At 68.6% G+C, this 23,809-nt stretch carries 28 protein-coding genes; 11 read left to right on the top strand and 17 right to left on the bottom strand.

The annotated features are described in order from the left end of the window. Nucleotides 1-24 precede the first annotated feature (24 nt). The 5 genes from OQ789_RS09790 to OQ789_RS09770 all read right to left on the bottom strand — a co-directional run bounded on the left by OQ789_RS09790 (nucleotide 25) and on the right by OQ789_RS09770 (nucleotide 4,001). Nucleotides 25-312 carry a WXG100 family type VII secretion target gene (locus OQ789_RS09790; protein ID WP_324685310.1) on the bottom strand — a complete coding sequence of 96 codons (288 nt, stop codon included), beginning with the start codon at nucleotides 310-312 and terminating at the stop codon, nucleotides 25-27. A gap of 44 nt (nucleotides 313-356) precedes the next feature. Next, nucleotides 357-677 carry a WXG100 family type VII secretion target gene (locus OQ789_RS09785; RefSeq protein WP_324685309.1) on the bottom strand — a complete coding sequence of 107 codons (321 nt, stop codon included), beginning with the start codon at nucleotides 675-677 and terminating at the stop codon, nucleotides 357-359. Nucleotides 678-773: 96 nt separating this feature from the next. Continuing rightward, nucleotides 774-1,952, bottom strand: coding sequence for a PPE family protein (locus tag OQ789_RS09780; RefSeq protein ID WP_324685308.1), 1,179 nt, complete (start codon nucleotides 1,950-1,952; stop codon nucleotides 774-776). A gap of 36 nt (nucleotides 1,953-1,988) precedes the next feature. Further along, entirely contained in the window at nucleotides 1,989-2,300 is a 312-nt protein-coding gene (locus OQ789_RS09775) for a PE domain-containing protein (protein ID WP_324685306.1), read from the bottom strand. 372 nt (nucleotides 2,301-2,672) lie between these two features. Further along, nucleotides 2,673-4,001: a HAMP domain-containing sensor histidine kinase gene (locus OQ789_RS09770; protein WP_324685448.1), complete on the bottom strand. Its 1,329-nt coding sequence runs from the start codon at nucleotides 3,999-4,001 to the stop codon at nucleotides 2,673-2,675. A gap of 165 nt (nucleotides 4,002-4,166) precedes the next feature. Here OQ789_RS09770 and OQ789_RS09765 point away from each other — a divergent pair, with 165 nt between their 5' ends. Genes OQ789_RS09765 through OQ789_RS09755 form a run of 3 tightly spaced genes read left to right on the top strand, consistent with a single transcriptional unit; the run spans nucleotide 4,167 to nucleotide 7,290 of the window. Further along, nucleotides 4,167-4,817 (top strand): TetR/AcrR family transcriptional regulator, encoded by a 651-nt coding sequence (locus tag OQ789_RS09765; RefSeq protein WP_324685304.1) that lies wholly within the window; start codon nucleotides 4,167-4,169, stop codon nucleotides 4,815-4,817. Continuing rightward, nucleotides 4,814-6,025, top strand: coding sequence for an acyl-CoA dehydrogenase family protein (locus tag OQ789_RS09760; protein ID WP_324685302.1), 1,212 nt, complete (start codon nucleotides 4,814-4,816; stop codon nucleotides 6,023-6,025). The genes OQ789_RS09765 and OQ789_RS09760 overlap by 4 nt, the downstream gene beginning before the upstream one ends. Before the next feature lie 47 nt (nucleotides 6,026-6,072). Next, complete coding sequence (locus OQ789_RS09755) at nucleotides 6,073-7,290, top strand: GNAT family N-acetyltransferase (protein WP_324685300.1); 1,218 nt, start codon at nucleotides 6,073-6,075, stop codon at nucleotides 7,288-7,290. 15 nt (nucleotides 7,291-7,305) lie between these two features. Here OQ789_RS09755 and OQ789_RS09750 read toward each other — a convergent pair whose 3' ends face one another. Continuing rightward, entirely contained in the window at nucleotides 7,306-8,256 is a 951-nt protein-coding gene (locus OQ789_RS09750; protein ID WP_324685298.1) for an alpha/beta hydrolase, read from the bottom strand. A gap of 101 nt (nucleotides 8,257-8,357) precedes the next feature. On the opposite strand from OQ789_RS09750, the gene OQ789_RS09745 reads away from it, so the two are divergent. Beyond that, nucleotides 8,358-9,026: a DUF998 domain-containing protein gene (locus OQ789_RS09745; protein ID WP_324685296.1), complete on the top strand. Its 669-nt coding sequence runs from the start codon at nucleotides 8,358-8,360 to the stop codon at nucleotides 9,024-9,026. On the opposite strand, the gene OQ789_RS09740 is transcribed toward OQ789_RS09745, so the two are convergent. The 4 genes from OQ789_RS09740 to OQ789_RS09725 form a co-directional block, all read right to left on the bottom strand. Then, nucleotides 8,971-9,672, bottom strand: coding sequence for an ABC transporter permease (locus OQ789_RS09740; RefSeq protein ID WP_324685294.1), 702 nt, complete (start codon nucleotides 9,670-9,672; stop codon nucleotides 8,971-8,973). The genes OQ789_RS09745 and OQ789_RS09740 overlap by 56 nt on opposite strands. 53 nt (nucleotides 9,673-9,725) lie before the next feature. Beyond that, entirely contained in the window at nucleotides 9,726-10,691 is a 966-nt protein-coding gene (locus OQ789_RS09735; protein ID WP_324685293.1) for an aliphatic sulfonate ABC transporter substrate-binding protein, read from the bottom strand. Beyond that, nucleotides 10,688-11,470, bottom strand: a complete 783-nt coding sequence (locus OQ789_RS09730) for an ABC transporter ATP-binding protein (RefSeq protein ID WP_324685446.1) — start codon at nucleotides 11,468-11,470, stop codon at nucleotides 10,688-10,690. The genes OQ789_RS09735 and OQ789_RS09730 overlap by 4 nt, the downstream gene beginning before the upstream one ends. 125 nt (nucleotides 11,471-11,595) lie before the next feature. Continuing rightward, nucleotides 11,596-11,877, bottom strand: a complete 282-nt coding sequence (locus tag OQ789_RS09725; protein WP_324685292.1) for a hypothetical protein — start codon at nucleotides 11,875-11,877, stop codon at nucleotides 11,596-11,598. A gap of 240 nt (nucleotides 11,878-12,117) precedes the next feature. Between OQ789_RS09725 and OQ789_RS09720 the strand changes: the two genes are divergently transcribed. Beyond that, a complete protein-coding gene (locus OQ789_RS09720) occupies nucleotides 12,118-13,332 on the top strand; it encodes an MFS transporter (protein WP_324685290.1) in 1,215 nt (404 codons plus the stop codon). A gap of 21 nt (nucleotides 13,333-13,353) precedes the next feature. On the opposite strand, the gene OQ789_RS09715 is transcribed toward OQ789_RS09720, so the two are convergent. Together OQ789_RS09715 and OQ789_RS09710 are read right to left on the bottom strand one after the other, a co-directional pair. Then, the gene (locus OQ789_RS09715) at nucleotides 13,354-14,391 is read right to left on the bottom strand and encodes an LLM class F420-dependent oxidoreductase (RefSeq protein WP_324685289.1); all 1,038 of its coding nucleotides are present in this window, start codon (nucleotides 14,389-14,391) and stop codon (nucleotides 13,354-13,356) included. Between the two features lie 11 nt (nucleotides 14,392-14,402). Beyond that, entirely contained in the window at nucleotides 14,403-14,825 is a 423-nt protein-coding gene (locus OQ789_RS09710) for a nuclear transport factor 2 family protein (RefSeq protein WP_324685288.1), read from the bottom strand. A gap of 121 nt (nucleotides 14,826-14,946) precedes the next feature. Here OQ789_RS09710 and OQ789_RS09705 point away from each other — a divergent pair, with 121 nt between their 5' ends. After that, nucleotides 14,947-15,552, top strand: a complete 606-nt coding sequence (locus tag OQ789_RS09705; protein WP_324685286.1) for a PadR family transcriptional regulator — start codon at nucleotides 14,947-14,949, stop codon at nucleotides 15,550-15,552. An 87-nt stretch (nucleotides 15,553-15,639) separates the two neighbouring features. On the opposite strand, the gene OQ789_RS09700 is transcribed toward OQ789_RS09705, so the two are convergent. Then, complete coding sequence (locus OQ789_RS09700; protein WP_324685284.1) at nucleotides 15,640-16,530, bottom strand: SAM-dependent methyltransferase; 891 nt, start codon at nucleotides 16,528-16,530, stop codon at nucleotides 15,640-15,642. A gap of 94 nt (nucleotides 16,531-16,624) precedes the next feature. On the opposite strand from OQ789_RS09700, the gene OQ789_RS09695 reads away from it, so the two are divergent. After that, nucleotides 16,625-17,380: a haloacid dehalogenase type II gene (locus OQ789_RS09695; protein WP_324685282.1), complete on the top strand. Its 756-nt coding sequence runs from the start codon at nucleotides 16,625-16,627 to the stop codon at nucleotides 17,378-17,380. Between the two features lie 34 nt (nucleotides 17,381-17,414). On the opposite strand, the gene OQ789_RS09690 is transcribed toward OQ789_RS09695, so the two are convergent. Then, entirely contained in the window at nucleotides 17,415-18,134 is a 720-nt protein-coding gene (locus tag OQ789_RS09690; protein ID WP_324685280.1) for a CoA pyrophosphatase, read from the bottom strand. Between the two features lie 61 nt (nucleotides 18,135-18,195). Between OQ789_RS09690 and OQ789_RS09685 the strand changes: the two genes are divergently transcribed. Further along, a complete protein-coding gene (locus OQ789_RS09685) occupies nucleotides 18,196-19,089 on the top strand; it encodes an SCO6745 family protein (RefSeq protein ID WP_324685279.1) in 894 nt (297 codons plus the stop codon). Next, entirely contained in the window at nucleotides 19,086-19,352 is a 267-nt protein-coding gene (locus tag OQ789_RS09680; RefSeq protein ID WP_324685278.1) for a YdeI/OmpD-associated family protein, read from the top strand. Before OQ789_RS09685 ends, OQ789_RS09680 begins: the two co-directional genes overlap by 4 nt. A gap of 28 nt (nucleotides 19,353-19,380) precedes the next feature. Here OQ789_RS09680 and OQ789_RS09675 read toward each other — a convergent pair whose 3' ends face one another. The 3 genes from OQ789_RS09675 to OQ789_RS09665 all read right to left on the bottom strand — a co-directional run bounded on the left by OQ789_RS09675 (nucleotide 19,381) and on the right by OQ789_RS09665 (nucleotide 21,327). Beyond that, nucleotides 19,381-19,734, bottom strand: a complete 354-nt coding sequence (locus OQ789_RS09675; protein ID WP_324685277.1) for a VOC family protein — start codon at nucleotides 19,732-19,734, stop codon at nucleotides 19,381-19,383. Between the two features lie 67 nt (nucleotides 19,735-19,801). Beyond that, nucleotides 19,802-20,317: a hypothetical protein gene (locus tag OQ789_RS09670; protein ID WP_324685276.1), complete on the bottom strand. Its 516-nt coding sequence runs from the start codon at nucleotides 20,315-20,317 to the stop codon at nucleotides 19,802-19,804. A 125-nt stretch (nucleotides 20,318-20,442) separates the two neighbouring features. After that, a complete protein-coding gene (locus OQ789_RS09665) occupies nucleotides 20,443-21,327 on the bottom strand; it encodes a cyclopropane mycolic acid synthase family methyltransferase (protein ID WP_324685274.1) in 885 nt (294 codons plus the stop codon). Nucleotides 21,328-21,615: 288 nt separating this feature from the next. On the opposite strand from OQ789_RS09665, the gene OQ789_RS09660 reads away from it, so the two are divergent. Together OQ789_RS09660 and OQ789_RS09655 are read left to right on the top strand one after the other, a co-directional pair. Beyond that, nucleotides 21,616-22,191: a hemerythrin domain-containing protein gene (locus tag OQ789_RS09660; protein ID WP_324685272.1), complete on the top strand. Its 576-nt coding sequence runs from the start codon at nucleotides 21,616-21,618 to the stop codon at nucleotides 22,189-22,191. Between the two features lie 286 nt (nucleotides 22,192-22,477). Beyond that, nucleotides 22,478-23,809 (top strand): MFS transporter, encoded by a 1,332-nt coding sequence (locus OQ789_RS09655; protein WP_324685444.1) that lies wholly within the window; start codon nucleotides 22,478-22,480, stop codon nucleotides 23,807-23,809.

Raw genomic sequence — 23,809 nt, 5'->3', positions numbered from 1 at the left:
CGGTGAGCCCGCTGACGGGCGGACTCAGAACAGACCGGAGATGTGCTGGTCCGTGCTGAGGGCGTTGTGCAGGACGTGCGAGGTCGTCGCGCCGTGCTGGCGGATGGTGTCGACGAGACCCTGCAGGCCGGACAACATCTGCGCCTGCGCCTCGAAGAAGCCGGAGGCGCCGTGGCCGGCGAAGAATTCCTGCAGCGCGTGCGTGCGATTGGCGGTGTCGTCGTAAATCGACTGCAGCTGTCCCGCGCGGGAAGCGATATCGGTGGCGTGGTCGGCCACGGCTCCGGGGTTATAGGTGATCGGTTGGCTCATTGTGCGTTCCTTTCTCCAAGAACATTGATGCAACGGATGGTGGGTCAGACGTTGGTGCCGGCGCCCCCGAACAGCGCGGTGAAGGCGTGCGAAGAATCCGCCTCGTGGTGTTCCATCAGCGCCGCCGCCTGCGTGAGGCCCTCCGCCAGCCGCGAACCGCCGTGCAGGACCTTGTTCAGGTCGTTCTGTACCTCGGTGGCCGTCGAGTATGACGCGGTCACAGCTGCACCGGACCAGGTGGCCGGGTTCATCACGTTTTCGTGATTTGAGACGTAGCCCTGGCCGATAGCGATCGCGTGCTCCATGTTCTGCTTGATCGCGTTCGCCGCATCGCGCAGCACTTCTGGTGTCACTTTGATTGTCACGGAATCTCCTTGTCGAAATTGGCCACCCCCGCGAGGGCAATGATGCGAAGTGTATGGCGGCTGTCTGTACCTGTCGATTCACCTTTCACGAGGCGGTTACACGCGAGCGTCGACGACCCGCACCGTTGCGGGCCGGTCGGCTTTGTCACGGGAGCCGCGGTCGCCTCCGGCGCCGTGCGCCACGGGCATGCCACCCATCGGGGCCCCGCCCGTCGTCGTGGTCTGCGGTCGCATGGCCTCGGCGCCCAGAGCCCCGGCCGGCCGCAGCCCGACAGGCCGGCCACTGGTGGCGGGCTCGAAGGCGCTGACCGGACGGGTGAAACTGGTCGCGGGCATGGCCGCGCCACTCAGGGATGCGCCGCCGGCCCCGGCCTCCGCTGCGGAAAGTCCGGTGGTGGCCGAGACCGCGGACACGGCCGGCGTCGCTCCGCCCATGCCCAGGGCGCCGGGATTGGCGAACATGCCCATCAGCGGCTGCATCATCTGCATCGGGGCCTGCATCACCTGCATCGGCGCCTGCATCACCTGCGGGACGGCCCCCATGAGTTGTTGCGCCGGCTGCAGCAACGTGCTGGCCTGACTCATGACGTCCTGGCCACCCGAGGCCGCCTGGCTGGTCCCCTGCGTCCCCGCCTGCGCGCCCTGCATGGCGGCGCGCATGCCGTCTCCGGCCCCTTCGTCCGCCGCCGACTCGCCGATCGCCGCGGCCGCCTGCGCCGGTGCGGCCGGTGACGCACCCAGCGTCGGGATCGGCGGAGGAATGGTGAGGCTTTCCCCCAGGGCGGTCAAGACCATTCCATAGCCGGCCCCGGCCGCGGAGTTGTTCGGCCACATCACCCCGAAGTACTCGAGTTCCAGCGACGTGATGCGTGGTGTCAGGGCGCCGAGAACCAGGGGGTTGATCCCGTAGTCGGCTGCGGTCTCGGTGCGGTTGCCGATGCATTCCGGAGCGGGACGCATCGTGCCGTACGCGAGCTGATACGCCGAGACCGCGGTCGACACGATCGCCGGCTTGACGTCGACCCAGCCGGCCAGCCCGTGCAGCGACGCGTTCAACGCCGTCGCATTCGACGCCGAGGCAAGCGAACCCGACCCGGTCCAGCTCGCCGCCGTCGCGACGGTGTTGATGGTCGACGCGATGCTGGAGCCGTGGTGCGTGGCGGCCAAGGCGGTCCAGGCGGCCTGGTTCGCCAGGTGCGTGACGACGCCGGCGCCCGCCTTGAGCAGCATGTCGTTTTCCTCGGGCGTACGCGCAGCCCACCCCGGATCGGCCATGCGCACCTCCCCCCTTGTTCCGTGCCTGCCGGGTTTCTAAGCCCCGATTGCCATCGTCAGGCTGCGCATGAGCTCGGTGACGACGTACGTGTTCGACGCGATGCTCTGGGCGCCGGCGAACAAGCCGCGCTGGGCGGCGTGGTCGGACACCACCGCCAGGTAGCTGCCGCCGCAGGCGTTGAGCGCCGCCGCGAACATCGCCGAGTCCGGGTCGCCGCCCATCGGCAGCACCCCCAGCAGGACCGGCGCGGCCGACGAGGCCGCCGCCTCGGTCTCCGCGCTGATCGCAGACTCGGTGCCCGCCGACGCCAGAACCGCCTCTGACTGCACCGACGTAACAGGACCCATGATTTCCCTCCGCAGGCTCAACCCAAATGCACGTGCTCGCGGCATTAGTGTAGTGGGGTTGCGGCATTGGGGTATTCGCAGCGGTTCGTCCGGACTCATTCGCGCAATTCAGCGCATTCCCGGCGGAAGTCGTCACCGGACCTCAGTTGCCACTCAAGACTCGGCGGTCACATAGGCAACCCGGTCGCCCGGTGGCAATCCCGTCATCGCCCATTGGTCGATCGCGTCGCACCTCAGGTGCGGTGATAATTTGCCCGATGGAAATGCTGCGAGCTTGTGTTTCTATGCCGACAACACTCATTCCCGGCGAGAAAGAACGGCGCACCGCCGCGCCCAATTGGCATAACGGCGGGCGAGATTGGTGACCCGCAGCTACGCGGGGCCACGCCCATCACCGGCCAGCCGCAACAGCAACCGCGTGCCACCCAGCGGACTGGTCTGCAATGCCGCTGTGCCGCCGTGCAATTCGGCCTGCTGGGCGACCAGCGCCAGGCCCAGCCCCGAGCCCGATCGTGCGGCCGTCGAGCCTCGGGCGAAACGTTCGAAGACGGCGGTGCGTTCGGATTCCGGAACCCCGGTGCCGTCGTCGTCGATCGCGATCTGCACGCCCTCACCGGACGCGCTGACGGTCAGCAGGATTCTGCGGGCGTTGCCATGCTTGACGGCATTGGCGATCGCGTTGTCGATCACCAGCCGCAGCCCCGTGGGCAGTCCGATCATCAGCACCGTCGGGGAGGGCACCAGCGACACTTCCACGTCGGGGTAGACGCGCAAGGCGTCATGCGCGGCGCGATCCAGCAGCTCGGTGATGTCGAACGGGACGAAGTCGTCGACGGTCGTCAGCTCGCCCTGGGCCAGCCGCTCGAGCGCGGTCAGTGTCCCTTCGATGCGGCTCTGGGTGCGGATCACGTCACCGATCACCTCCTGCCGCTGCTCGAGCGGCAGATCCAGGGTGGACAGCACCTCCAGGTTGGTGCGCATGGCGGTCAACGGCGTGCGCAGCTCGTGGGAGGCGACCGCGGCGAAGTCGCGGGCCGACTCGAGCGCGGCCCGGGTGCGCTGCTGCTCCTTGCCGATGCGGGCCAGCATCCCCTCGACCGCTTCGGCGATCTCGACGGCTTCGCGCACGCCGCGGACCTGGACCTCGTCGGGACTCGACTGGGCGTTGATCGCCCGGGCCTGCTGAGCCAACAGCAGAAACGGATTGACCATGATCAACGAGATCACCCAGCCGACGACCACCGTGCCGCCGATCACGCTGGCGCAGATCAGCAACACCCGCAGATGCAATTCGTTGATCCGGTGCTGAGCTTCGGCCAGCGGAGCCGCCAGCGCGATCGAGGCGGGGCCCGCGGTGAAGGTGCGGACGCGGTACTGCACGCCGTTGATGGTGGTGTTGGCGTAGCCGTCGGGCAGCCGGGGCAACACGATGCTGCTGGGCACCGACACGGTCACCCCTCCGATGCGCGCGGTGCGCACCAGGTTGCCGTCCGGCGCGGGCCGGTCCGGGTTCGCGTTCTCCGCATTGTTGAGCAGGCTGCTGATGTCGCCCAGGCTGCTGACCGAATCCAGGCGCCGGTCGAGCTGGCTGTACTGATCGTTGGTCACGCCCACCCACACCCAGGTGCCCAGCAGGACAACGAGCGTCATCACCGATATGGCGGCGACGATGACGATGGTGCGCAGCGACAGCACCCGCATCGGCAGCTGTACACGCGGGAGGACGCGGATGTCGGGCTCCTTCAGGGATCGCCGGCGCAGCGGCGGTTGGCAAGAATTTAACGCTAGCCGCATCGCGTCTCCTCCCCTCACGTGCCGACACCGGGCCGATTTTGTCGAGGCTTGGTGAGTGAGTACTCTCTCACCATGCTGACTGGACCTGGTCGGGGACGCGACCGGCTGCTGTCCACAGCGCTGCGGCTGTTCGCTGCCAAGGGCTACGCGGCGACGTCGGTGGCCGACATCCAGCGGGAGTCGGGCCTGGCGCCGGGCTCGGGCGCGCTCTACAAGCACTTCGGCTCCAAGCGCGAGCTTCTCGAGGCGGCTGTTGCGCACCGGATCGACAGCATCGTGGCCGCGCGGGAGGAATACGACGCGGGACAACCGGGCAGCGTCGAGCGGGCGGTGCGCACCGCGGGCCGGCTGATCTGGGGCAACCTCCAACAGAGCGAGGATCTGCTCAAGGTCATGCTGCGCGAGCCCGACGAGCTCGGGGATCTCGACGACAAGACCTGGCAGGTGATCACCGACAACGCCTACCAACGCTTCGCCGACGAACTCGCGGCCTCGAATCGGTCCGGCCGCACCAGCATTCCCGATCCCGAAGCGGCCGCTGCCGTGGCGATCGGATCGCTGTCCTACGCCGCGACCCTGCAGGCGCTGACCGGTCGCCTGCCCGGCAACACCGACGAAGAGCGCTACTTCGAGGCCTGGGTCAACCAGACGGTGAGTGTCCTCGACCATTATGCAAATCCACGAAAACCGTTGAACAACAATGATTCAGGAGCAAACCCGTGACGTTTTCACTGCAACTGTCCGACGACGTGATCGAAGTACGCGACTGGGTGCACAAGTTCGCGGCCGACGTCGTCCGCCCCGCCGCCGCGGAATGGGACGAACGAGAAGCGACGCCGTGGCCGGTGATCCAGGAGGCCGCGAAGGTGGGCCTGTACTCCCCCGACCTGTTCGCCCAGCAGGCGGCCGAGCCCACCGGCCTGGGCATGCTGACGGTGTTCGAGGAATTGTTCTGGGGCGACGCGGGAATCGCCCTGTCCATCATGGGCACCGGGCTCGCCGCGGCGGCGCTGGCCGGCAACGGCACCCCGGAGCAACTGGGTCGCTGGCTGCCCGAGATGTTCGGCACCGCAGACGATCCCAAACTCGGCGCGTTCTGCTCGTCAGAGCCCGACGCGGGCTCCGACGTCGGCGCCATCCGCACCCGGGCCCGCTTCGACGAGGCGACCAGCGAATGGGTGCTCAACGGCACCAAGACCTGGGCCACCAACGGCGGCATCGCCAACGTGCACATCGTGGTGGCATCGGTCTACCCCGAACTCGGCACCCGCGGCCAGGCGACCTTCGTCGTCCCGGCCGACGTGAAGGGGCTGGCGCAGGGCCAGAAATTCAAGAAGCACGGGATCCGTGCCTCGCACACCGCCGAGGTGGTGCTCGACGACGTCCGCCTGCCCGAGGACTGCATCCTCGGTGGCCGGGAGAAATTCGAAGCGCGGATCGCCCGCGTCAAGTCCGGCGCCTCGGCGCGCGGGCAGGCCGCCATGAAGACGTTCGAGCGCACCCGGCCCACGGTCGGCGCCATGGCGGTCGGCGTGGCCCGAGCCGCCTACGAGTACGCCCTCGACTATGCAAGCCAGCGTGAGCAATTCGGCCGCAAGATCGGCGAATTCCAGGCGGTGGCGTTCAAGCTGGCGGACATGAAATGCCGGATCGACGCGGCCCGCCTGCTGGTGTGGCGAGCCGGATGGATGGCGCGCAACAACCAATCCTTCGACGCGGCGGAGGGGTCGATGGCCAAGCTGGTGGCGAGTGAGACCGCGGTCTACGTCACCGACGAGGCGATACAGATCCTGGGCGGCAACGGATACACCCGCGATTACCCGGTCGAGCGGATGCACCGCGACGCGAAGATCTTCACCATCTTCGAGGGCACCAGCGAGATTCAGCGCCTGGTGATCTCGCGGGCGGTGACCGGCCTGCCCATCCGTTAGCGCGCGGCGGGGGTGACCCCGGGCGGCGGGCACGACATGATGGCCGGATGATCACCGAGATCCGGACTCTCGACGCCGAGGCCGACCTCGCCGCCGCGGCGCAGTTGTTTCGCACCGCGATGGTGGGCCTCCCGCCCATGCCGAACCTGCCGCCCGGCCGGATCGGCACGCTGTTCGAGCCCGGCCGCACCGTCGGCGCCTTCGTCGACGGACAACTCGTCGGCACCGCCGACGCGGTGACGAGCAACCTGACCCTGCCCGGCGGTGCGACCGTCAGCCACGCCGCCGTGACCCGCATCGGAGTGCTGCCGTCGTTCACCCGGCGGGGTGTCGCCACCGAATTGATCCGCCACCAGCTCCACGACATCGCGGCGCGCAACGAGGTGGTCGCGTCGTTGCGGGCATCGGAGGCCACCATCTATGAGCGGTACGGGTACGGCGTGGCGAGTTGCGCTCAGAGCGTGGAGATTACGAGCGCACGGGCGGCGTTTCGCCCCGAGGTCGGTCCGGGCGGTCCGGTGCGGTTGCTCGGCGCCGCCGACGTCTGGGAGGTTCTGCCCCGCGTCTACACTTCCCATCGTCCGTCCCGGCCCGGGACCATCGACCGCCCCGTGGTCTGGTGGGAGGGAGTGCGTCTCCGAGCCGAATCATCGCCCGGGCCTTGGTATGTCGCGGTGCACGGCGAACCGGGGGTCGAGTCGGGATTCGCCCGCTACCGGCCCGTCGACACCGGAAACTGGTTCGGCAGCGACCAGCGCACCGTCATGGTCGAGGATTTCTTCGCGCCCACCGCGGACGCCTATCTGGGGTTGCTACGTTTCCTGCTGGGCCTGGATCTTGTTCACCGGGTGGTGTTTTGGATGCTGCCCAGCGACGACCCGCTGCCCTGGTTGTTCGTCGATCGCCGGGCGGCGAAGGTCACCGCCGTCCACGACGAAACGTGGCTGCGCGTCATCGATGCACGGCGGGCACTGGCGGCGCGATCCTACGCGGGCGACGGAGCCGTCACCATCGCGGTGAATGACCCACTGCTGCCAGCTAATTCGGCGAACTTCACGATCACCGGCGACGGAGCCGAACCGGCAACGCGGCGCGCCGACATCCGCGTCGGGATCGCGGGACTGGGTGCCGCGCTGCTCGGCGGCACGAGCTGGCGCAGCCTCGCCGCGGCCGGCCTGGCCCGGGCGGACGATCCGGTGGCGCTGGACGTGGCCGATGAACTGTTCGCGGTGCCCTCGGCGCCGCACGCCGGGACATTCTTCTGATATCGCCGAACCCGGTCAGCGGTCCGACCGCTGTATCGCCAGACGCACACCGGCCACCACCAGGTCGGGCTGGTGGATCTGCAGGAAGTGGTCGCTGCCGGTGGCGATCATGTGCGGCGTCTGCGGCTGCAGCGCAACCAGATCCGCCGAGGCCTCCCGCCACACCTGCTCAAGCTTCGCGCTCTGTTCGGGGGAGACGGTGCCGGGGACCGCGAAGGGTTCGGTCCTGGTCAGCACGACGGAGGGGACGGGCGGCACAGGAGGGGCCGCACCGACCTGGGCGACGCTCTTGTCGATGTCGACCTCCTCGAACGACGGCGAATCCGCGAACTGAGGCAGCGGCCGGTCCAGCGCCCGGCGATAGGCCGGCCAGTCCGATCCCATCAGGCCCGGTATTTCGACCGGAAAGGCATCGACGTACACCAGCGCCCGCACCTGGTCGGGATAGGTCTGGGCATACAGCCGGATGAACAGCCCGCCCAGCGAGTGCCCGACGAGGACGTACGGGCCCGGGAGACGGGCGGCGGCCAGCAGCGCATGCAGATCCTCGACGACGTCGTGCGCGGTTCGCGGCATCGCAACCGGCGAGCTGCGGTCGGTGATGCTGGGTGGATCGGGAAAGCGCAGGGTGCCGGGCCGGTCGTAGGCGCAGACCCGGTGGTCTGCGGCGAGGGACGGCAGCACCGCCGGGCCCGTCGCAGGCGCGGCGGCGTCGGACTGACTCCACGGATCTGACGAGTTGTGATAGCCGGACTCCAAAATGACGGTGGGCGTGCCTTTTCCACGGCATTGCAGATACAGGTGCCGGGCGCCTCCGATGTCGATCGGACCCGCGAACTCGCCGCCCGACACCGCTCCGCTTCCCGGCCCGCGACATCCCACCAGCGCCACCAGCAACGCGGCGGCCGCCAGGCATCGACGGGCGGCGCGTGCCGCGGCTTCTGACATCTCCCGCACGGCATACATCGCGTTATTGTGCGGGGTGAGCGGGCCCGTGTGGAAGCATGGCGGCAAAGACGGACCAACGGCGGTCCGCGTTGCACCCCGCCGGAAAGGATCGGCCCGACTTGGCCAGTAGGCGAGGAGCAGTCCTCTGGGTGGTGGCGGCCATCGGTTACCTGCTCCTCGAGGCGGTCGCCGCGGCGGGCTTCGCGCCCGCCTATAGCTATGCGCGCAACTACATCAGTGATCTCGGTCTGACCGGCGGCAAGCTCGTCGACGGCCGGCCGGTCCACTCGCCCCGGGCCCATGTGATGCATGCGGCGTTCTGTCTGCAGGGCATCTTGTTCCTGCTCGGAGCCGCGCTGATCGTGGGTGTGCCCGACAACCGCAGGGCCCGTGTGTTTTTGGGCACCGTCGCCGCGAACGCGGTTGGCAACGTCGTGATCGCGACGGCGCACAGCGGCACGGCGCACGTCGGCGGCGCCGCGCTGGCGATCGCCGGGGGCAACGCCGCCATCGCGGCCGGGCCCGATGCCATCGGGGCGCTCGCCGGCCGGCGCCGGTATCGCGCCGTGTCGAAAACCCTTGCCGCCCTCGGCCTGTCATGCATGACGATGCTGGTGGTCAACTCGAAGACGTCCAGGACGTTGCTACTGCCCGACGGCGTGTGGGAACGCGGAAGCGTGTACTCGATCATCGCCTGGCAGTTGCTCACCGCGGCCGGTCTGCTGGCCCGGACTAGCCGCGCCGCCGCGCGATCCGGGTCTCCACGGCGGCCAGGGCGCCGTCGGTGAGCTTGCCCAAGCAGGCCAGCAGCACGATGGCCAACAGCATCACGTCGGTGCGGCCGGTGTTCTGGCTGTCGAGAAGAAGGAACCCGAGCCCCCTCGAGGAGGCGATCAGCTCGGCGGCCACCACGAACAGCCAGGCGTTCGCCAGGCCGAGCCGCAGTCCGTTCACCACCTCCGGAGCCGCGGCGGGCAGCATCACCGTCGTCAGCAGCGAAGCGCCGTGCCGCCCGTAGGCCCGTCCCACCTCCAGCAGGTGCGGGTCGACATGGGCGAGCGCCGAGGCCGTCGTCGTATAGACCGGGAAGAACGCCCCGATGGCCACCATGAGGACCTTCGGTGTCTCGTCGATGCCAAACCACAAGAGCAGCAACGGTACCCACGCCAGGGACGGAACGGTGCGCAACGCCGCGAGCGTCGGGGCTAGCAGCCTGCGTGCGGTGACGGACAGCCCGACCAGTGAACCCAGCGTGAGCGCGACGGCGGCGCCCGCCAGGTAGCCGGCCAGCACCCGCGAACCGCTGGCCGACAGATGCGTCCACAGATCGCCGTGCCGCAGCAGCCCGCCCAGGGCCGACACCACGTCGCCGGGAGGCGGCAGCTGACTGGGAGCGAAGAATCCGGTCACCGCGGTGGCCAGCTGCCAGATCACCAGCAGCAGCGCCGGGACGATCAGCCCGACCAGCGCCGAGCGTGCCTTCGGCGTCAGTGCGCCTGCCGGGTGTACTTCGGCTCGATCAGTGTGTTCAGCGCGTCGCGTCCGGCTTCGTCGGATTTGATGTCCGAGTCGGCCAGTGCGAGCGGCTCCACCCGGGTCAGCACCGCGCGCTGCGGATCGCCCGGCACCGGGTCGATGTCCACCAGGGTTCGGGTCAACTCCTCCTGCGCCACGCTCAGCGGGATGTTCGCCTGCGAGGCGAGCAGCGCCGCCAACTCGCCCGGATGCGCCTTCGCCCACTTGCGGGCCTCCTCATAGCTGTCGACCACCGCCTGCAGAGACTGCGGGTGGTTGGCGATGAAATCCTCCCGGGCGTTCAAAAACCCGGAGGTGTTGAAGCTGGGATTGCGGTAGATGAAGCGGGACCCTTGCTGCTGGATGGTCTCCGCGATGAACGGGTCCAACCCGGACCAGGCGTCGACGTTGCCGCGCTCGAGCGCGGTTTTGCCGTCGGCGTGCTGCAAATTGACGATCTCGATGTCGTTCGGCGAAAGGCCCGCTGTGGCAAGCGATTGCAGCAGGAAATAATACGGGTCGGTACCCTTGGTGACGGCGACCTTCTTGCCCTTGAGGTCGGCGACGGTGTTGATCGGCGAGTTCTTGGTGACGAGCAGTGCCGTCCACTCGCCCCCGGCATAGATGTCGACGGCCTTGATCGGTGACCCGTTGGCCCGGGCGACCAATGCGGCCGAGCCGGCGGTCGATCCGACGTCGAGCGCCTTCGACCGCAGTCCTTCGTTGGCCTTGTTGCTCCCGGCCGACAGCACCCAGGTCACGTGGTAGCCCCGCTTTTCCAGCAGGTGCTGACCGCGCACCACCAGACTGAGCGGGCTGTAGTAGGCGTAATCCAGGTGCACGTCCTTGGAGGCCGACGTGGCGGAATCGGAACCGCAACCGGACACCGCGACGACGCCGACGATCAGCGAAATAGCGGCCAGCGAGGGACCTTTCACGATGCCTTCTCCTCCCCGACGGCGGACCGCGCGCCGTCAACGGCGCGGCGCGGCACGCCGAGTTCGTCCAACAGTCGGTCGCGCAGCGCCGTGAAACGCGGATCCGCGCGGTCGCGGGGTTTGGCGATCGCGACGCCGAATTCCGCTGCGACGCGGGCACCGCCGCTGGGGCAGGAGCGCAGGACCAGCACCCGGTCGGCCAGAATCACCGCCTCGTCCACGTCGTGCGTGACCAGCACGGTGGTGGTGCCTGCCTGCTTTTGCACGGTGTCGAGGAGGTCCTGCATGCGCAGCCGGGTCAGCGCGTCAAGGGCGGCCAGCGGCTCATCGAGCAACAGGACGCCGGGCCGCCGGGCCAAAGCCCGAGCCAGACCCGCGCGTTGCGCCATGCCGCCGGACACCTGCCGCGGGTGGTGGTCGCGAAATTGGGTCAACCCGACGACATCCAGCCAATGCTGGACGGCCGCAGCACCTTTCGAGCGGGTAGTGCCCGCCGGTAGGCCGAATCCGACGTTGGCCCGCACGGACCGCCAGGGCAGCAGGCGGGGCTCCTGGAATACCACGGCGCAGCGCGAGTCGATGCCCCGGACGGCCTTGCCGTCGATCTCGATGCGCCCGGCGGTGGGACCGTCCAGTCCGGCGATCAGCCGCAGCAGGGTCGACTTGCCGCTGCCCGACGCCCCCAGCAAGGCGACGACCTCGCCGGGTTCGATCTCGATGTCGACGTCGCGCAGCACGGTGTGCGTTCCGAAGGTGCGGTTGACGCCGCGAAGTGACACACGTGCCGGCGCGGGACTGGTCGACGTCACCCGCGCAGCCTAAGGAAGCTGCCGACGCGGCTGAAAGGTTTCAGGTGAGCGTGATTCGAATGCCGGCCCCGAAACCGGAACGGGCTATCCGGCCGTCAGCCGTGCGGCGCCTCGGAGATTTTGGTGTCGGGCTTGCCGAGCGTCTGACAGTACGTCGCCACCGAGAGCCGTGTCGCGGAGATCTCCACATTGGTCGGGTCGGATCCGCTCTTGTCCTTGAGCATCTTGCTGACTTCGTCGTTCTGCTTCTTCTCGTCCTGCGTGGTGAAATCTTTGCACTTCGTGTCGCCGCCGGTGTTGATGACCTCGGAGGCCGAACACGCGCTGGACAGCAAGACGGAGATCGCGATCGCGGCTGCCGCAATGTACTTCATCATTTGCCTTCCTGGGTGCGGGTAGTGGTATCAGTACACCAAACCGCCTGATTTCAAACCACGAAGGCCGCCGCGAACCGGGTGCCGCCGTGTTTGCAGGCGGCATCCCATCGTCAGGGAGATCGGCGACGCCGCGGCGGGTGCGATCGCACACAGCGGGAATAACGGTGCGGGTGGCATCGCGTTCTACCATCGGCGGTCGGCCGCCCACGCATGTCGAGCCTCAAGGAGGGTAGAAGCTTCGTGACCTCGTCGCATCTGCGGACCGACCGAGAAGGGACGGCCCGGGGCCCTCGGCCGGCGGGGACCCGGGCCCTGTTCGCCAGTGTGCTGGCCCTGCTGCTGGCGACCGGTTGGGTAGCCAATCACTTCGTCGGGTTGATGCCGGTGATCAGTGCCCGTGAGCACCTCAGCACGGCCACGATCGACGGCATCTTCGGCATCTACGCGCTGGGGCTGCTGCCCGGGCTGCTCGCCGGCGGGCGCGCGTCGGACGCGCTCGGGCGCCGGTCGGTGGCTCTGGCGGGCTCGGCCGCCGTTGTGGCGGGGACGGCGGTGATGCTGCTGTCGCAGCACGCCGGCCCGCTGCTGCTGGGCCGGCTGATCGTAGGGACCGGTGTGGGCCTCGCCATCAGCTCGTGCACCGCGTGGGCGTCGGACCTGCGGGGTCCGGCCGGCGCCGCGACCGCCGGAGCGGTGCTGACGGCCGGTTTCGCACTCGGGCCGTTCGCCGCGGGGTTCATCGTGTGGGCCGGACAATCCGGGGTCCAGGTGTCGTTCGGCGTCGCCGCCGCCCTCGTCGTACTGGGGGCGTGCGCCGTCGCCGCGACGGCCCGAGGCGCCGGCGCGGTGACGGACTGCGCCTCGGGTCAGGCGGCACCCACCGCGCCGGCACCGCGGGGATACAGCAGGGCCTTGAGTTGGGCCATGCCGCTGGCGCCGTGGGTATACGCCTCGGCGACACTGGGATTCGTCACCATCCCCACCCGGTTGCACACCGCGCTCGCTGCCCCGATGGCGGCGGGCACCGCCACCCTGATCGTCAACGGGGTCAGCGGCGTCGTGCAGGTGCTGGCGCGCATCCTGCGGTGGGGGCCGCAGGCGGGTACCGCGGGTGCGGTGCTGGCCGCGGTCGGCTACGCGGCAGCGGCGATGGCGCCGCCCACCCTGACCCCCGCGTCCGGGTTACCGGTGTTGCTGGTCCTCGGCTGCGCGTCGGGGCTGTGTCTGCGCGAGGGATTGATCGATCTGGAGGCCGCCGCGCCTCCGCACCTGCGCGGCGCCCTGACCGGGCTGCTGTATGTCGTCATGTACGTCGGCTTCGCGCTACCGCTGGTTCTGGCCACCGTGGGCTCGGCGGCCTCCGCGGTGATCCTGTGCGTCATGGCGATGCTGGCCGCGGCGGCGGCGATCGCCAGAGCGGTGCGGCTGCGCCGGGACATCCACCGGCGGGACTGATGCGGCCTGGCGGGCCGGCGATCACACCAGTTCGCGCAGCGTCTCGATCAGCTTGATCCGCTCGGCGGTGGTGGCGGCGATGGGGGCCACGTTGAGGGTGGTCACCCCAGCCTCACGAAACGCCGCGACGCGCTCCTTCACGAATCCGGCTGTGCCGATCAGGTTGACGTCGCGTACCAGATCGTCGGGGACCACCTTGGCGGCGCCGTCTTTGTCACCGGCCAGGTAGAGCTCCTGAATCCGGTCCGCCTGGGGACCGTAGCCGTATTTGGTGGCCAGGGCGTGGTAGAAATTCTTGCCCTTGGCGCCCATTCCGCCGATGTAGAGCGCCAGGTGCGGCTTGACGAATTCCCTTAGCGGCTCGACATTTTCGCCGATGGCGAGCACCGGTCCGGCATAGATTTCGAGCTCACCCAGGACGGGGTCGCGTTTGGCCCGGCCGGCGGCCAGCGCGTCTCCCCACACGTCCCGCGCCTTCTCGGGCAGGTAGAAGATCGGCTGCCAGCCTTCGGCGATCTCGGCCGCCAGTTCGACGTTCTTGGGCCCCAGCGCGGCCACCAGAACCGGAATGCGTTCGCGGACAGGCTGATTGATCAGCTTGAGCGGCTTGCCGAGCCCGGTTCCCCGATCGGCGGGCAGCGGGATCGTGTAGTGCTTGCCCGTGTGCCGCACGGTCTCGCGCCGCCACACCTGGCGGCAGATGTCGATCACTTCGCGCGTTCGCCCGATCGGCGCGTCGTAGGGAACGCCGTGGAAACCCTCGATGACCTGTGGGCCGGAGGCGCCCAGCCCGAGGGTGAACCGGCCGTCGGAGACGTAGTCCAGGCCGGCCGCGGTCATCGCGGTCAGCGTGGGGGTCCGGGTGTAGAGCTGCAGGATGCCCGACGCCAGCCCGACCCGTTCGGTGCACGCGGCCAGGTAGCCCAGCGCACTCACCGCGTCGAACGAATACGCCTCGGGGACAAAGACGATGTCCAATCCGGCGCGCTCCAGGTCGGTCACTTCGGCGGCCACGTCCTTGAAGCCGCCCGCATAGTTGATGCCCAGTCCAATCCGCATGGTCTTTACTTCTACGCGGTGCCGGATTGATTGGCCAATTCCAGCGCCTCCTGCTGGATGCGATCGAACTGGGCGCCCATCGCGTCGGACAACGCCGTCGCGCCCGACAGGGGCCGCACCATCACCATGAAGTCGTCGATGAGGCCGTCGTCGTCGAAGTGCAGGAAGTCGCAGCCGGTGACCTTCACCCCGGGCCGCCCGACTATCCCGGTCTCGAACACCAAGGCGTGGTCCCGACCGCCGGCGTCGTGGATCTCGCGGATGTAGCGGAAGTCTTCGAAGACTCGCAACACGCCTCGCAGCAGGGCGGCGGTGATCGGCTTGCCGACATAGGACTTGAACGCCACCGGGCTGGTGAAGACGACGGTGTCGGCCAGCATCGCCTCGATGCTCTGCTGGTCGCGCTCTTCGACGGCTTTGCGGAACGGGTGCATCGGCGGCCTCACATAGTCAACTAGTTGAATAGGTGGGTTCGACGCTAGGGTGCCCGCCGCCCGATGTCCAGCGTGTGATTAGTCACTTTGTTGAATAATCGAATCGTTGTAACATCGACCGATGTCGCTGCGTGACGCGGTGTTGGCCGCCCTCCTCGAGGGCGAGTCGTCGGGATACGACCTGGCCAAAGACTTCGACGCCTCGGTCGCCAACTTCTGGCCGGCCACCCCGCAGCAGCTGTATCGCGAACTCGACCGGCTCGCCGCGCAAGGCCTCATCCAGGCCCGGGTCGTCGAGCAGGAACGCCGGCCCAACAAGCGCATGTTCTCGCTGACCCGGGCCGGCCGTGACGCGATCCGGCAGTTCACCGCGAAGGCCCCCAGGCCCTCGGTGATCCGCGACGAACTGATGGTCAAGCTCCAGGCCTGCGACGCCGGCGACATGCATGCCGTCCACGAATTTCTCCTCGAGCGCTTGCAGTGGTCCACCGCCAAACTGCAGCGGTACGAACGACTGCGGGCGCGCATTCTCGACGGGCGAGACGAGCAGCAGCACTTCGCCCGGGCCGAACGGATCGGTCCCTACCTGACGCTGATGCGCGGAATCGCGTTCGAGGAGGAGAACATTCGATGGGCCAATCGGGTGCTGCCCATCATCGAACAGCGCATGTCGGCCGGCGCAACGCGGTCCGGGCGGACGAGGCGCCGGGCCACTACCCGCCGGTGAATTGGTCCTCGGAAAGACCGTTTCCGCTCGGTGCCGACGGGCGTGGTCTCGTCGGTTCACATGACAGCCGCAGGCACCGTTCTTCGGTCAGCGTTCACGCACGGCGGTGAAGAATTTGGTGCGCAGCAAGCGGTCGAATACGACGGGCAGCTCCTGGAAGGGCCGGCCATACTCGATGGCCGCCTTGTCGACCAGGTCGACCCCGGTGACGCGCCAACCACGCTGAGCCAGAGTGGCTTTGGCGTCCGAGCGCGGATCGTCGTACCACAGGTCGGCGACCGGTGGCTGGCCGGTGTCCTGGCTGATGGTGGGGACGTTGTCGGCGAATTCCTGCACTTCACCGGGCGCCGGTCCGAGCTCGGCGGCCAGCCGGCTGCCGAGCGCCGACAGGTCGTGCAGCGTGTCGAACAGCGCATCCTGCGCTGCCCCGGGCAGATACGGCAGCAAGCCCTCGAGCGCCCACGCCGTCGGCCGGCCGGGGTCGAACCCCGCCGTACCCAGTTCGCCCGCCCAGTCGTCGCGTAAGTCGGTGGCGACGGTGACACGCCGGGTCGACGGTGCAGCACCCTGCCGGTCCAGGACCTGCTGCTTGAATTCGAGCACTCTCGGTTGGTCGACTTCGAAAAGCACATGGTCGGCCGGCCATTGGAGCCGGTACGCGCGAGAATCCAGTCCCGCCGCCAGGATCACCGCCTGGCGTACTCCGGATCGACTGGCATCGGCGAAGAACTCATCGAAGAACCGCGTCCGCACGCCCACCCACTGCGCGTTGAACGCCGCGGCGCTACTCATGTCCGCGTTCTCCACTGCCGCAATAAGATTCGGCTCACCGGCGGCGGCAACGAAGCGCGCGGCGAACGCGTCGTTCGCCAGCGGCGGCCGCAGAGCGGCGTCGAGGGCACGCGCCGCGCAAACGGCCAGCGCGGTGAAACCGACACTCGTCACGATGTCCCAGGTGTCGCCGGAACTTCGGGCCACAGCGGCCTCCCATCAAAAGTTCAGAGATTTCGTTCGCATTGCTAACAATAGCGTACGCCGGGCACCGCCGGGCGCGGGCGCTAGCCTGAGCGATATGACCGAATACCGCTCGCCCTCGACCGGCCGGGTCGTGCGCGCCGTGCTGTTCGACACCTTCGGAACGGTCGTCGACTGGCGTTCGGGGATCGCAGCCTCGGTAGGGCATTTCGCGCACCGCCACCACCTCAGCCTCGACCCAGCCGCGTTCGCGCTGGAATGGCGGAGCCGCTATGTGCCGTCGATGGCCGAAGTCCTCGCGGGCCGTCGGGAATTCGCGCCGCTCGACGTCTTGCACCGAGAGAACCTGCTCGCATCGTTCGAGAAAGTCGGCGTCGCCGCCGAGGCGCTGCCCGGCGTGGACGTGGACGACCTGGCCCGGTCATGGCGCCGGCTGCCACCATGGCCGGACAGCGTCGAGGGCATCGAGGCGATGAAGCGGCACGTCATCGTCGGGCCGCTGTCCAACGGCAACACCGGACTGCTGGTCGACATGGCGAAGTACGCCGGCCTGCCGTGGGACGTGGTGCTCGGATCCGATGTCAGCAAGGCCTTCAAGCCCGACCCGCGTGCGTACCAAACTCCCGCTCATCTGCTGGGTCTGACGCCCGGTGAAGTGATGCTGGTGGCGGCACACCCCTCCGACCTCGAGGCGGCCCAGAGCAGCGGCCTGGCCACCGGTTTCGTCGCCAGGCCAGAAGAATACGGGCCGGCCCGGCCGCCGGATCCCCCGCCCGCGGGCACCTGGGACGTCTCGGGCACATCGCTGATCGAATTGGCGGCCCTGCTGTTCGGCGCGCCGCACCCTCGCTGACGCCGGCCGCCACGCGGGAGGCGTTGGGCGATGGCTACTTCCAGGCGAAGACCGGTTGTTCCAACTCATCCACCGGGTCGGCCCGCCCTTCCAGGCCCAGCCAACGCAACTGCAGCAGCACAGCGCCGGTAGGCGCGTGGATGAGGTCGTTGCCCAGCGGGATCTGCACGACCGGCCGCGGGCTTTGAGGGATGGTGATGAACCGCGGCGAGTCGTCGCGCTGGAGTTGGTGCAGTCCCACCCGGTAGACCGCCACCACCTCGTCGGGGGCGGGGCGCAGCTCGAGCCGTCCGCCTCCCCACAGCACCACCGGGGTGATCACGTAACCGGATCGGGTGGGGTAGTCGTCGAGCAACCCCAGCACGGCCGAATCGGACAGCTCGACGCCCACCTCCTCCCGCAGCTCCCGCAGCGCCGCGTCGACCGGCGCCTCGCCCGGGTCGAGGCGGCCACCCGGTAGCGCCCACTGCGCCGCATGTGACGTGAGACGAGATGCCCTGCGGCACAACAAAAATGCCGCCCCGCCGGAGACGTCGACCATGCGGCCGTCCAGATGCGCGGCGGGCATCGGGCGCCCGGCGTTCCACTCGTCCACCGACACGGGATCGACCCGGTCCTCCCCCACCTCCGAATCCACCAGTACCACCGCGACGGCCGCGTGCCGCTTCGTCGGATCGGTTACCGCGCGGCGGTGGTGGCCGCCGAGATTTTTTTCGACCCGCTCACGCAGCGGCTGGTCGTACGGGATGGTCACCACTCGAGCCTAGGCCGAGGCCGTGCTTGGTCGGGTCCGGCGCCGGTGGTTAACTGCGAGCATGCGACGACAACCGGTGCTGGCCCGACGTTTCTTCGATCGCTACGAGCCGGTGCATACGGTGACGTATTTCGCGCCGGAGGCGCGGGCGGCGTTGGACGCGCTGGGTTACCGGGGTTTCTGGATGGGTTACTTCGCGGGCCGCTCGGCGCCGCTGGGCGCGGTGCCCCGCGAGGTGGTCACCGCGGTCTTCTACAATTTCGCAGCCGAGCGGGTCGCCAAGGCGCTGCCGGCGGCGTGGGAGATCGCGGATCCGGCGGCCGCGTTGCAGGCCCGCCAGGAGTCCGCGGTGGCGGCCCTGCGCCGCTACGGCCTCGGCTCGGACGAAAACGTCCGCGTCGCGGCCGAACTGGCGGGCCGTGCGGCGCGCGGCGCGCCGCTGGACGCACGTCCGCTGTTCGCCGCGAACCTGGCGCTGCCCTGGCCGGACGATCCGGTGGCCGCCCTGTGGCATGCCACCACGCTGTTGCGCGAACACCGTGGCGACGCGCATGTGGCGGTGCTGGCCGCGGCCGGTATCTCGGGCCGGGAGTCCAACCTGCTACACGCCGCGGCGGGCAACGTCTCGCGCGACTACCTCGCCCGCGCCCGCGACTACGACGAGACATCCTGGCGTCAGCACCAACAACGGCTTGCCGAGCGCGGGTTGCTCGACGGCGATGGATCGCTGACCGCGGCCGGGCGAAAGCTGAAGGAACACATCGAATTGACGACCGACACGATGGCCCTGTCCGCGCTCGACGCGCTCAGCGACGACGAGGTGGAGGCGCTGTTCGGTGCGCTCACCCCGATCACCCGCGCGGTGATCGCCGGCGGCGATGTCCCGGCCCTCACCCCGGTTGCGCTGCGCCGCGACGAATTGCACGACGACAGTGCGCATCTGGTGGGCCGGTGATCGCCCCCCGCGTGCCCGGCGGCGTGGTGCACAAGTTGCCTGCGGATCTGCGCGAGTCGCTGATCGGCAACGCCACCGCACTCGCCGCCTGGAAAGACATCACCCCGCTGGCCCGCAACGAGTTCATCTGCTGGGTCGAGGATGCCAAGCAGCAGGCGACCCGACAGCGCCGCATCCGCCGCACCCAGGAGGAGCTGGAAGAGGGCCAGCGCCGCCCGTGCTGCTGGCCGGGCTGCAAACACCGCGAGCGCACCGGAAAGTGAACGCGCACCGGCACTCTCGATGCGAACGCTAGCGGGCCAATGGCTTGTAGAACACCAGGCCGTTGCCCTTGTTGTCGTAGACCACGGCACGTCGTTCATGGGCATCGTCATAGGGGCCCTTCACGATGCCGCCGCCGCCGGCCTCGACCGCCTTGGCCGAGGCGTCGACGTCCGCGGTCTTGATGCCGACCACGACCTGCCCGGGGATGGGATGGTCGACCGCTGTGGCCAGTGCCAGCGTCACCGGCCCGGCGTCCAGGGCCGCGAAGTGCGCACCGTCCCGGAACTTCAGCGGCATGCCCAGGGTTTCGCTGTAGAACCAGATCGACTCGTCCAGGTCGTCGGTCGACAGAATGATCATCTTCGCTTCGTGCTCGCTCATGGCGCCTACTGTATCCGGATCGCTACCAGACTAGGCCCGGATTGTGCGCCGGGGCGAGCGGTGAACCTCAGGCCGGGCCAGACGGAACCGCCTGCCCGTCAAGGTAATCCAGCGAGGGAGCCTCGCCGTGGCCGGTGCCACGGTAGGCCACTGCGGTCGCCAGCGCCGTACCGCCCACGATCGTGCCCACCACCACGACCTTGTCGTCGACCGCGAAATGCGTTGCGGCGGTGACGGGCTGGCTGGCGCCGCGCGTGACGACGGTGGTGTCCGGGGTGAATCGGTAGGTCTGGACATGCCCGTCGGCGCCGCGCATGGTCATCGAGTCCGCCGACGCGGCCACCACGGTCCCTTCCTGACTCACCGGCTGCGAGCCGGCCGGCGGCTCGAGATCGGCGGCAACGGCACGCTTCCCGGGCTGGGCACCATTGAGCACCAGCACCGTCAGGCAGGCGGCGCACAACAGCGAGGCGGAAGTGATGTCGCACACCGCGGCGGCGCCGGACACCGCGCGCCGACGACGGGGAGGCGCCGACGTCGGGCTGTGTTCCGGTGACTGCGGCATGCGGTGTCTGGCGCTCACGGTCGGTCCTTCCAGCGGCGCTGCGCCGAAGGACACCGGCACCCACCGAATCAGGTTGTTGCCGTGCAATTACCCGCGGAATCGGACCGGTAAACCGCGGCCCGGCCGGCGCGTGAGCTCGCGCGTCAGCCCTTGGTCAGGGTGAACTGTGCGACGTCGGTGTAGCCCTCACGGAACAGGTCGGCACATCCGGTCAGGTACTTCATGTACCGGTCGTAGACCTCTTCGGACTGAATCGCGATGGCCTCGTCCCGGCGTGCCTCGAGCGCGGCCGACCACGTGTCGAGGGTGCGCGCGTAGTGCAGGCGCAGCGGCTGGATCAGCTTCACGCCGAAGCCGGCGCGCTCGGCGTGCTCCACGACGCCCTTGGCCTGCGGCAGGTCTCCGCCCGGGAAGATCTCGTCCATGATGAACTTCATGAAGCGCAGTTTGGTCATGGTGATGGGCAGGCCCCGCTCGGCGAACTCCTCGTCGCTGGGCTTGATGATGGTGTGCAGCATCATGACACCGTCAGCCGGCAGCGCCGCGTAGGCCTTCTTGAAGAACTCGTCGTAGCGGTCCCGGCCGAAGTGCTCGAAGGCACCGATCGACACGATCCGGTCGACCTTCTCGTCGAACTGCTCCCACCCGCGCAACAGCGCCCGCTTGGACCGCTGCGAAGGATGGCTGTCCAGGCGGCGCTGCACGTGTGCCTGCTGATTGCGGCTGAGCGTCAGGCCTACGACGTTGACGTCGTACTTCTCCAGGCCGCGCACGATGGTGGTGCCCCACCCGCACCCGATGTCGAGCAACGTCATGCCCGGCTGCAGGCCGAGCTTGCCCAACGAGAGGTCGACCTTGGCGAACTGCGCCTCTTCCAGCGTCATGTCGTCGCGCTCGAAATACGCGCAGCTGTAGGTCCTGGTCGGGTCCAGGAAGAGCGCGAAGAACTCGTCGGACAGGTCGTAGTGCGCTTGTACGTCCTCGAAATGCGGTTCCAAGCTGGCGGCGTCGCCGGGTATTTCGGACAAGGCACAACCTCTGACTGATTCTTATTGGACTAGCGGGTGCGATCGAATCGCCTGACTGACGGCCCAGTGTATCCGCCGGGACAATCTCGGCCCGCCCTCGAGTTCCCGTTCGGGGCCGGCGGTCGCTTACCTCCGCGTCAAATTGGTGTTGCGTCGCAGCGCAACCCGACGAACACGCGACGGCGCGGGCGGCACACGCGGTTGACGGATCCCGCGCCCGGTTGTTACCTCAGCTCGTATAGCGGGTACGCCCCGGCTGACCGGCGTTCAGAGAGGCGGGACTCGCCGATGGCAGACATCACCATGTTGATCCTCGCCGACCACGAGTGGTTCCGTCAGCAATTTGCCCGGCTGGATGAGCTGCAGGCGCAGCGTCCCGACGACCCGGCCGCGCTCGAGCGAGTGTGGCGCCCGCTCGCGGACAAGCTGGACGTGCACGCCTATATCGAGGAGAAGATCTTCTACCCGCAACTGCTCAAACGCGGCGGCGACGACGCCGAGGGCGAGACCCTGGACGCGATCGGCGATCACAACGACATCCGCGACGGCGTGCGCGACGCCAACGCCGCGTCGGTCGGCAGTGAGCAGTGGTGGGCCGCGGTCGGGCGTGCCCGGGTGGCCAACGATGACCACATGGGCGAGGAGGAGCGCGAGGGGCTGTCGGACTTTCGCCGCAACGCCCCCATCGGGCTTCGCGAGGCGCTGGGGAGTCAATACAGCGAGTTCATGGCCGAGCACCCCACCACCGAGGGGCTGCCCATCAAGGACCGTGACCCCCGTGGCTACGTCGAGCAGTTCGAGGGTCCGTCGCGGCCCGCGCCCGCCGACTTCTCGCTGCGTATTGGGAGCCTGAAAGGCCAATGAGCCGCGTCGCGGCCGGGCGGACGTGACACGAATAACGATCTCGGCCTCCGGCGGCGGCGCGATGTCGGCGCCCGCGGCACAGTGACGGGCGCCTAGCTGGCATTTCCGGACGCGGTCAGGCGCGCCCGCGCCCGGCGAGGCGCCCGGCGGCGCCCGGGGAAGGGGCGCGATTGGCCCACCCCGCCTGTTCGTCCCGGGATTGTTTCGGGTAAGCCATCATTCGATGGGTACTCGACGCCGCCGGAGGAAATGGGCACGTAAGGACATCAGGGTCGCCGATCCGGCGATGCGCCAGACCATCATGGGCACCGCGATCGGCAACTTCATGGAGTGGTACGACTTCGGGGTCTACGGCTACATCGCCACCACCATCGCGCAGGTGTTCTACCCCGGCAAGAGCGTCAGCGGCGTCCACCTCATCGCGACCTTCGGCACGCTCGCGGCGGCGTTCGTGGTGCGCCCGCTCGGCGGCTTCATTTTCGGCCCGCTGGGCGACCGGATCGGACGTCACCGGGTACTGGTGGTGACCATCCTGATGATGACGGTGAGCACCACCATGACCGGCCTGCTGCCCACTTACAGCACCATCGGCATCTGGGCACCCATCCTGCTCGTCGTCGCGCGGATCTTTCAGGGACTGTCGACCGGTGGCGAGTACGTCGGCGCGATGACCTATCTCGTCGAGCAGGCCCCCGACCACAAACGCGGCATGATGGTGGGGTTCTTGCCGATGGGCAACCTGGTGGGGTTCGTCCTGGCCGGGCTGCTGGTGACGGGGTTGCAGACCTGGCTGCCCGACGACGACATGCTGTCGTACGGGTGGCGGATTCCGCTGCTGCTGGGCCTGCCGTTCGGCCTGGTCGCCCTGTTCCTGCGGCTTCGGCTCAAGGAGTCCTCCGCCTACCAGAGCGCGAGCGACACGGCGCCCGCGCCGGGTAAGCGGGGCCGGCGCCAAGTGCTGCGCACGGTCGCGGCCCAGTGGCGCCCGATGCTGATCTGCGCGGCGCTGGTGCTGACCTCACAGGTCGCCGACTTCATGCTGACCGGATACCTGCCGACGTACCTCCGGCTCTTCGTGCGCGTCGGGCACACCGCGGGACTGGTCATGATCGTGTCGACGCTGGCGATCCTGATGGCCACCGTGGTGCTCGTCGCCGCCCTGTCCGACCGCATCGGCGTCAAGCCCATCATGTGGACGGGCTGCGCACTGCTGATCGGAGCCTCCATCCCGGCCTTCCTGCTGATCCGCTTCGGTGGCGTGTACCCGATCATCTTTCTCGGCGTGCTGCTGATCGGCCTGATGGAGCTGTGCTTCGACAGCACCGGGCCGGCGATGTTGCCCGCCCTGTTCCCCACCAACGTGCGCTACGGGGCGCTGGCGATCTCGTACAACATCTCGATCTCTCTCGTCGGCGGTATCACGCCGCTGATCGCCCAGACGCTGGTGTCGGGCACCGGCAACGTGATGGTGCCTGCCTACATGCTGATCTTCGGCGGCGTGGTGGGAGCCATCACGCTGCTGTTCACCCCGGAAGTCGCGGGCAAGCCGTTGCCGGGCTCCGGGCCCGCGGTGGAAACCGAGCGGGAGGCCCGTGCGCTCGCCGAGGATGTCAGCTAG

Source organism: Mycobacterium sp. 94-17 (genome assembly GCF_035617725.1).
Lineage (GTDB): Bacteria > Actinomycetota > Actinomycetes > Mycobacteriales > Mycobacteriaceae > Mycobacterium.
This window is presented reverse-complemented; position numbering and strand designations above follow the sequence as displayed.

What these genes read in the sequence shown, in the direction of transcription:
- OQ789_RS09695 (WP_324685282.1), top strand. Translation starts at nt 16,625, where the DNA reads ATGACCGAATACCGCTCGCCCTCGACCGGCCGGGTCGTGCGCGCCGTG.
- OQ789_RS09775 (WP_324685306.1), bottom strand. Translation starts at nt 2,300, where the DNA reads ATGGGTCCTGTTACGTCGGTGCAGTCAGAGGCGGTTCTGGCGTCGGCG.
- OQ789_RS09715 (WP_324685289.1), bottom strand. Translation starts at nt 14,391, where the DNA reads ATGCGGATTGGACTGGGCATCAACTATGCGGGCGGCTTCAAGGACGTG.
- OQ789_RS09660 (WP_324685272.1), top strand. Translation starts at nt 21,616, where the DNA reads ATGGCAGACATCACCATGTTGATCCTCGCCGACCACGAGTGGTTCCGT.
- OQ789_RS09755 (WP_324685300.1), top strand. Translation starts at nt 6,073, where the DNA reads ATGATCACCGAGATCCGGACTCTCGACGCCGAGGCCGACCTCGCCGCC.
- OQ789_RS09790 (WP_324685310.1), bottom strand. Translation starts at nt 312, where the DNA reads ATGAGCCAACCGATCACCTATAACCCCGGAGCCGTGGCCGACCACGCC.
- OQ789_RS09675 (WP_324685277.1), bottom strand. Translation starts at nt 19,734, where the DNA reads ATGAGCGAGCACGAAGCGAAGATGATCATTCTGTCGACCGACGACCTG.
- OQ789_RS09765 (WP_324685304.1), top strand. Translation starts at nt 4,167, where the DNA reads ATGCTGACTGGACCTGGTCGGGGACGCGACCGGCTGCTGTCCACAGCG.
- OQ789_RS09770 (WP_324685448.1), bottom strand. Translation starts at nt 4,001, where the DNA reads ATGCGGGTGCTGTCGCTGCGCACCATCGTCATCGTCGCCGCCATATCG.
- OQ789_RS09685 (WP_324685279.1), top strand. Translation starts at nt 18,196, where the DNA reads ATGCGACGACAACCGGTGCTGGCCCGACGTTTCTTCGATCGCTACGAG.
- OQ789_RS09710 (WP_324685288.1), bottom strand. Translation starts at nt 14,825, where the DNA reads ATGCACCCGTTCCGCAAAGCCGTCGAAGAGCGCGACCAGCAGAGCATC.
- OQ789_RS09725 (WP_324685292.1), bottom strand. Translation starts at nt 11,877, where the DNA reads ATGATGAAGTACATTGCGGCAGCCGCGATCGCGATCTCCGTCTTGCTG.
- OQ789_RS09705 (WP_324685286.1), top strand. Translation starts at nt 14,947, where the DNA reads ATGTCGCTGCGTGACGCGGTGTTGGCCGCCCTCCTCGAGGGCGAGTCG.
- OQ789_RS09655 (WP_324685444.1), top strand. Translation starts at nt 22,478, where the DNA reads ATGCGCCAGACCATCATGGGCACCGCGATCGGCAACTTCATGGAGTGG.
- OQ789_RS09780 (WP_324685308.1), bottom strand. Translation starts at nt 1,952, where the DNA reads ATGGCCGATCCGGGGTGGGCTGCGCGTACGCCCGAGGAAAACGACATG.
- OQ789_RS09750 (WP_324685298.1), bottom strand. Translation starts at nt 8,256, where the DNA reads ATGTATGCCGTGCGGGAGATGTCAGAAGCCGCGGCACGCGCCGCCCGT.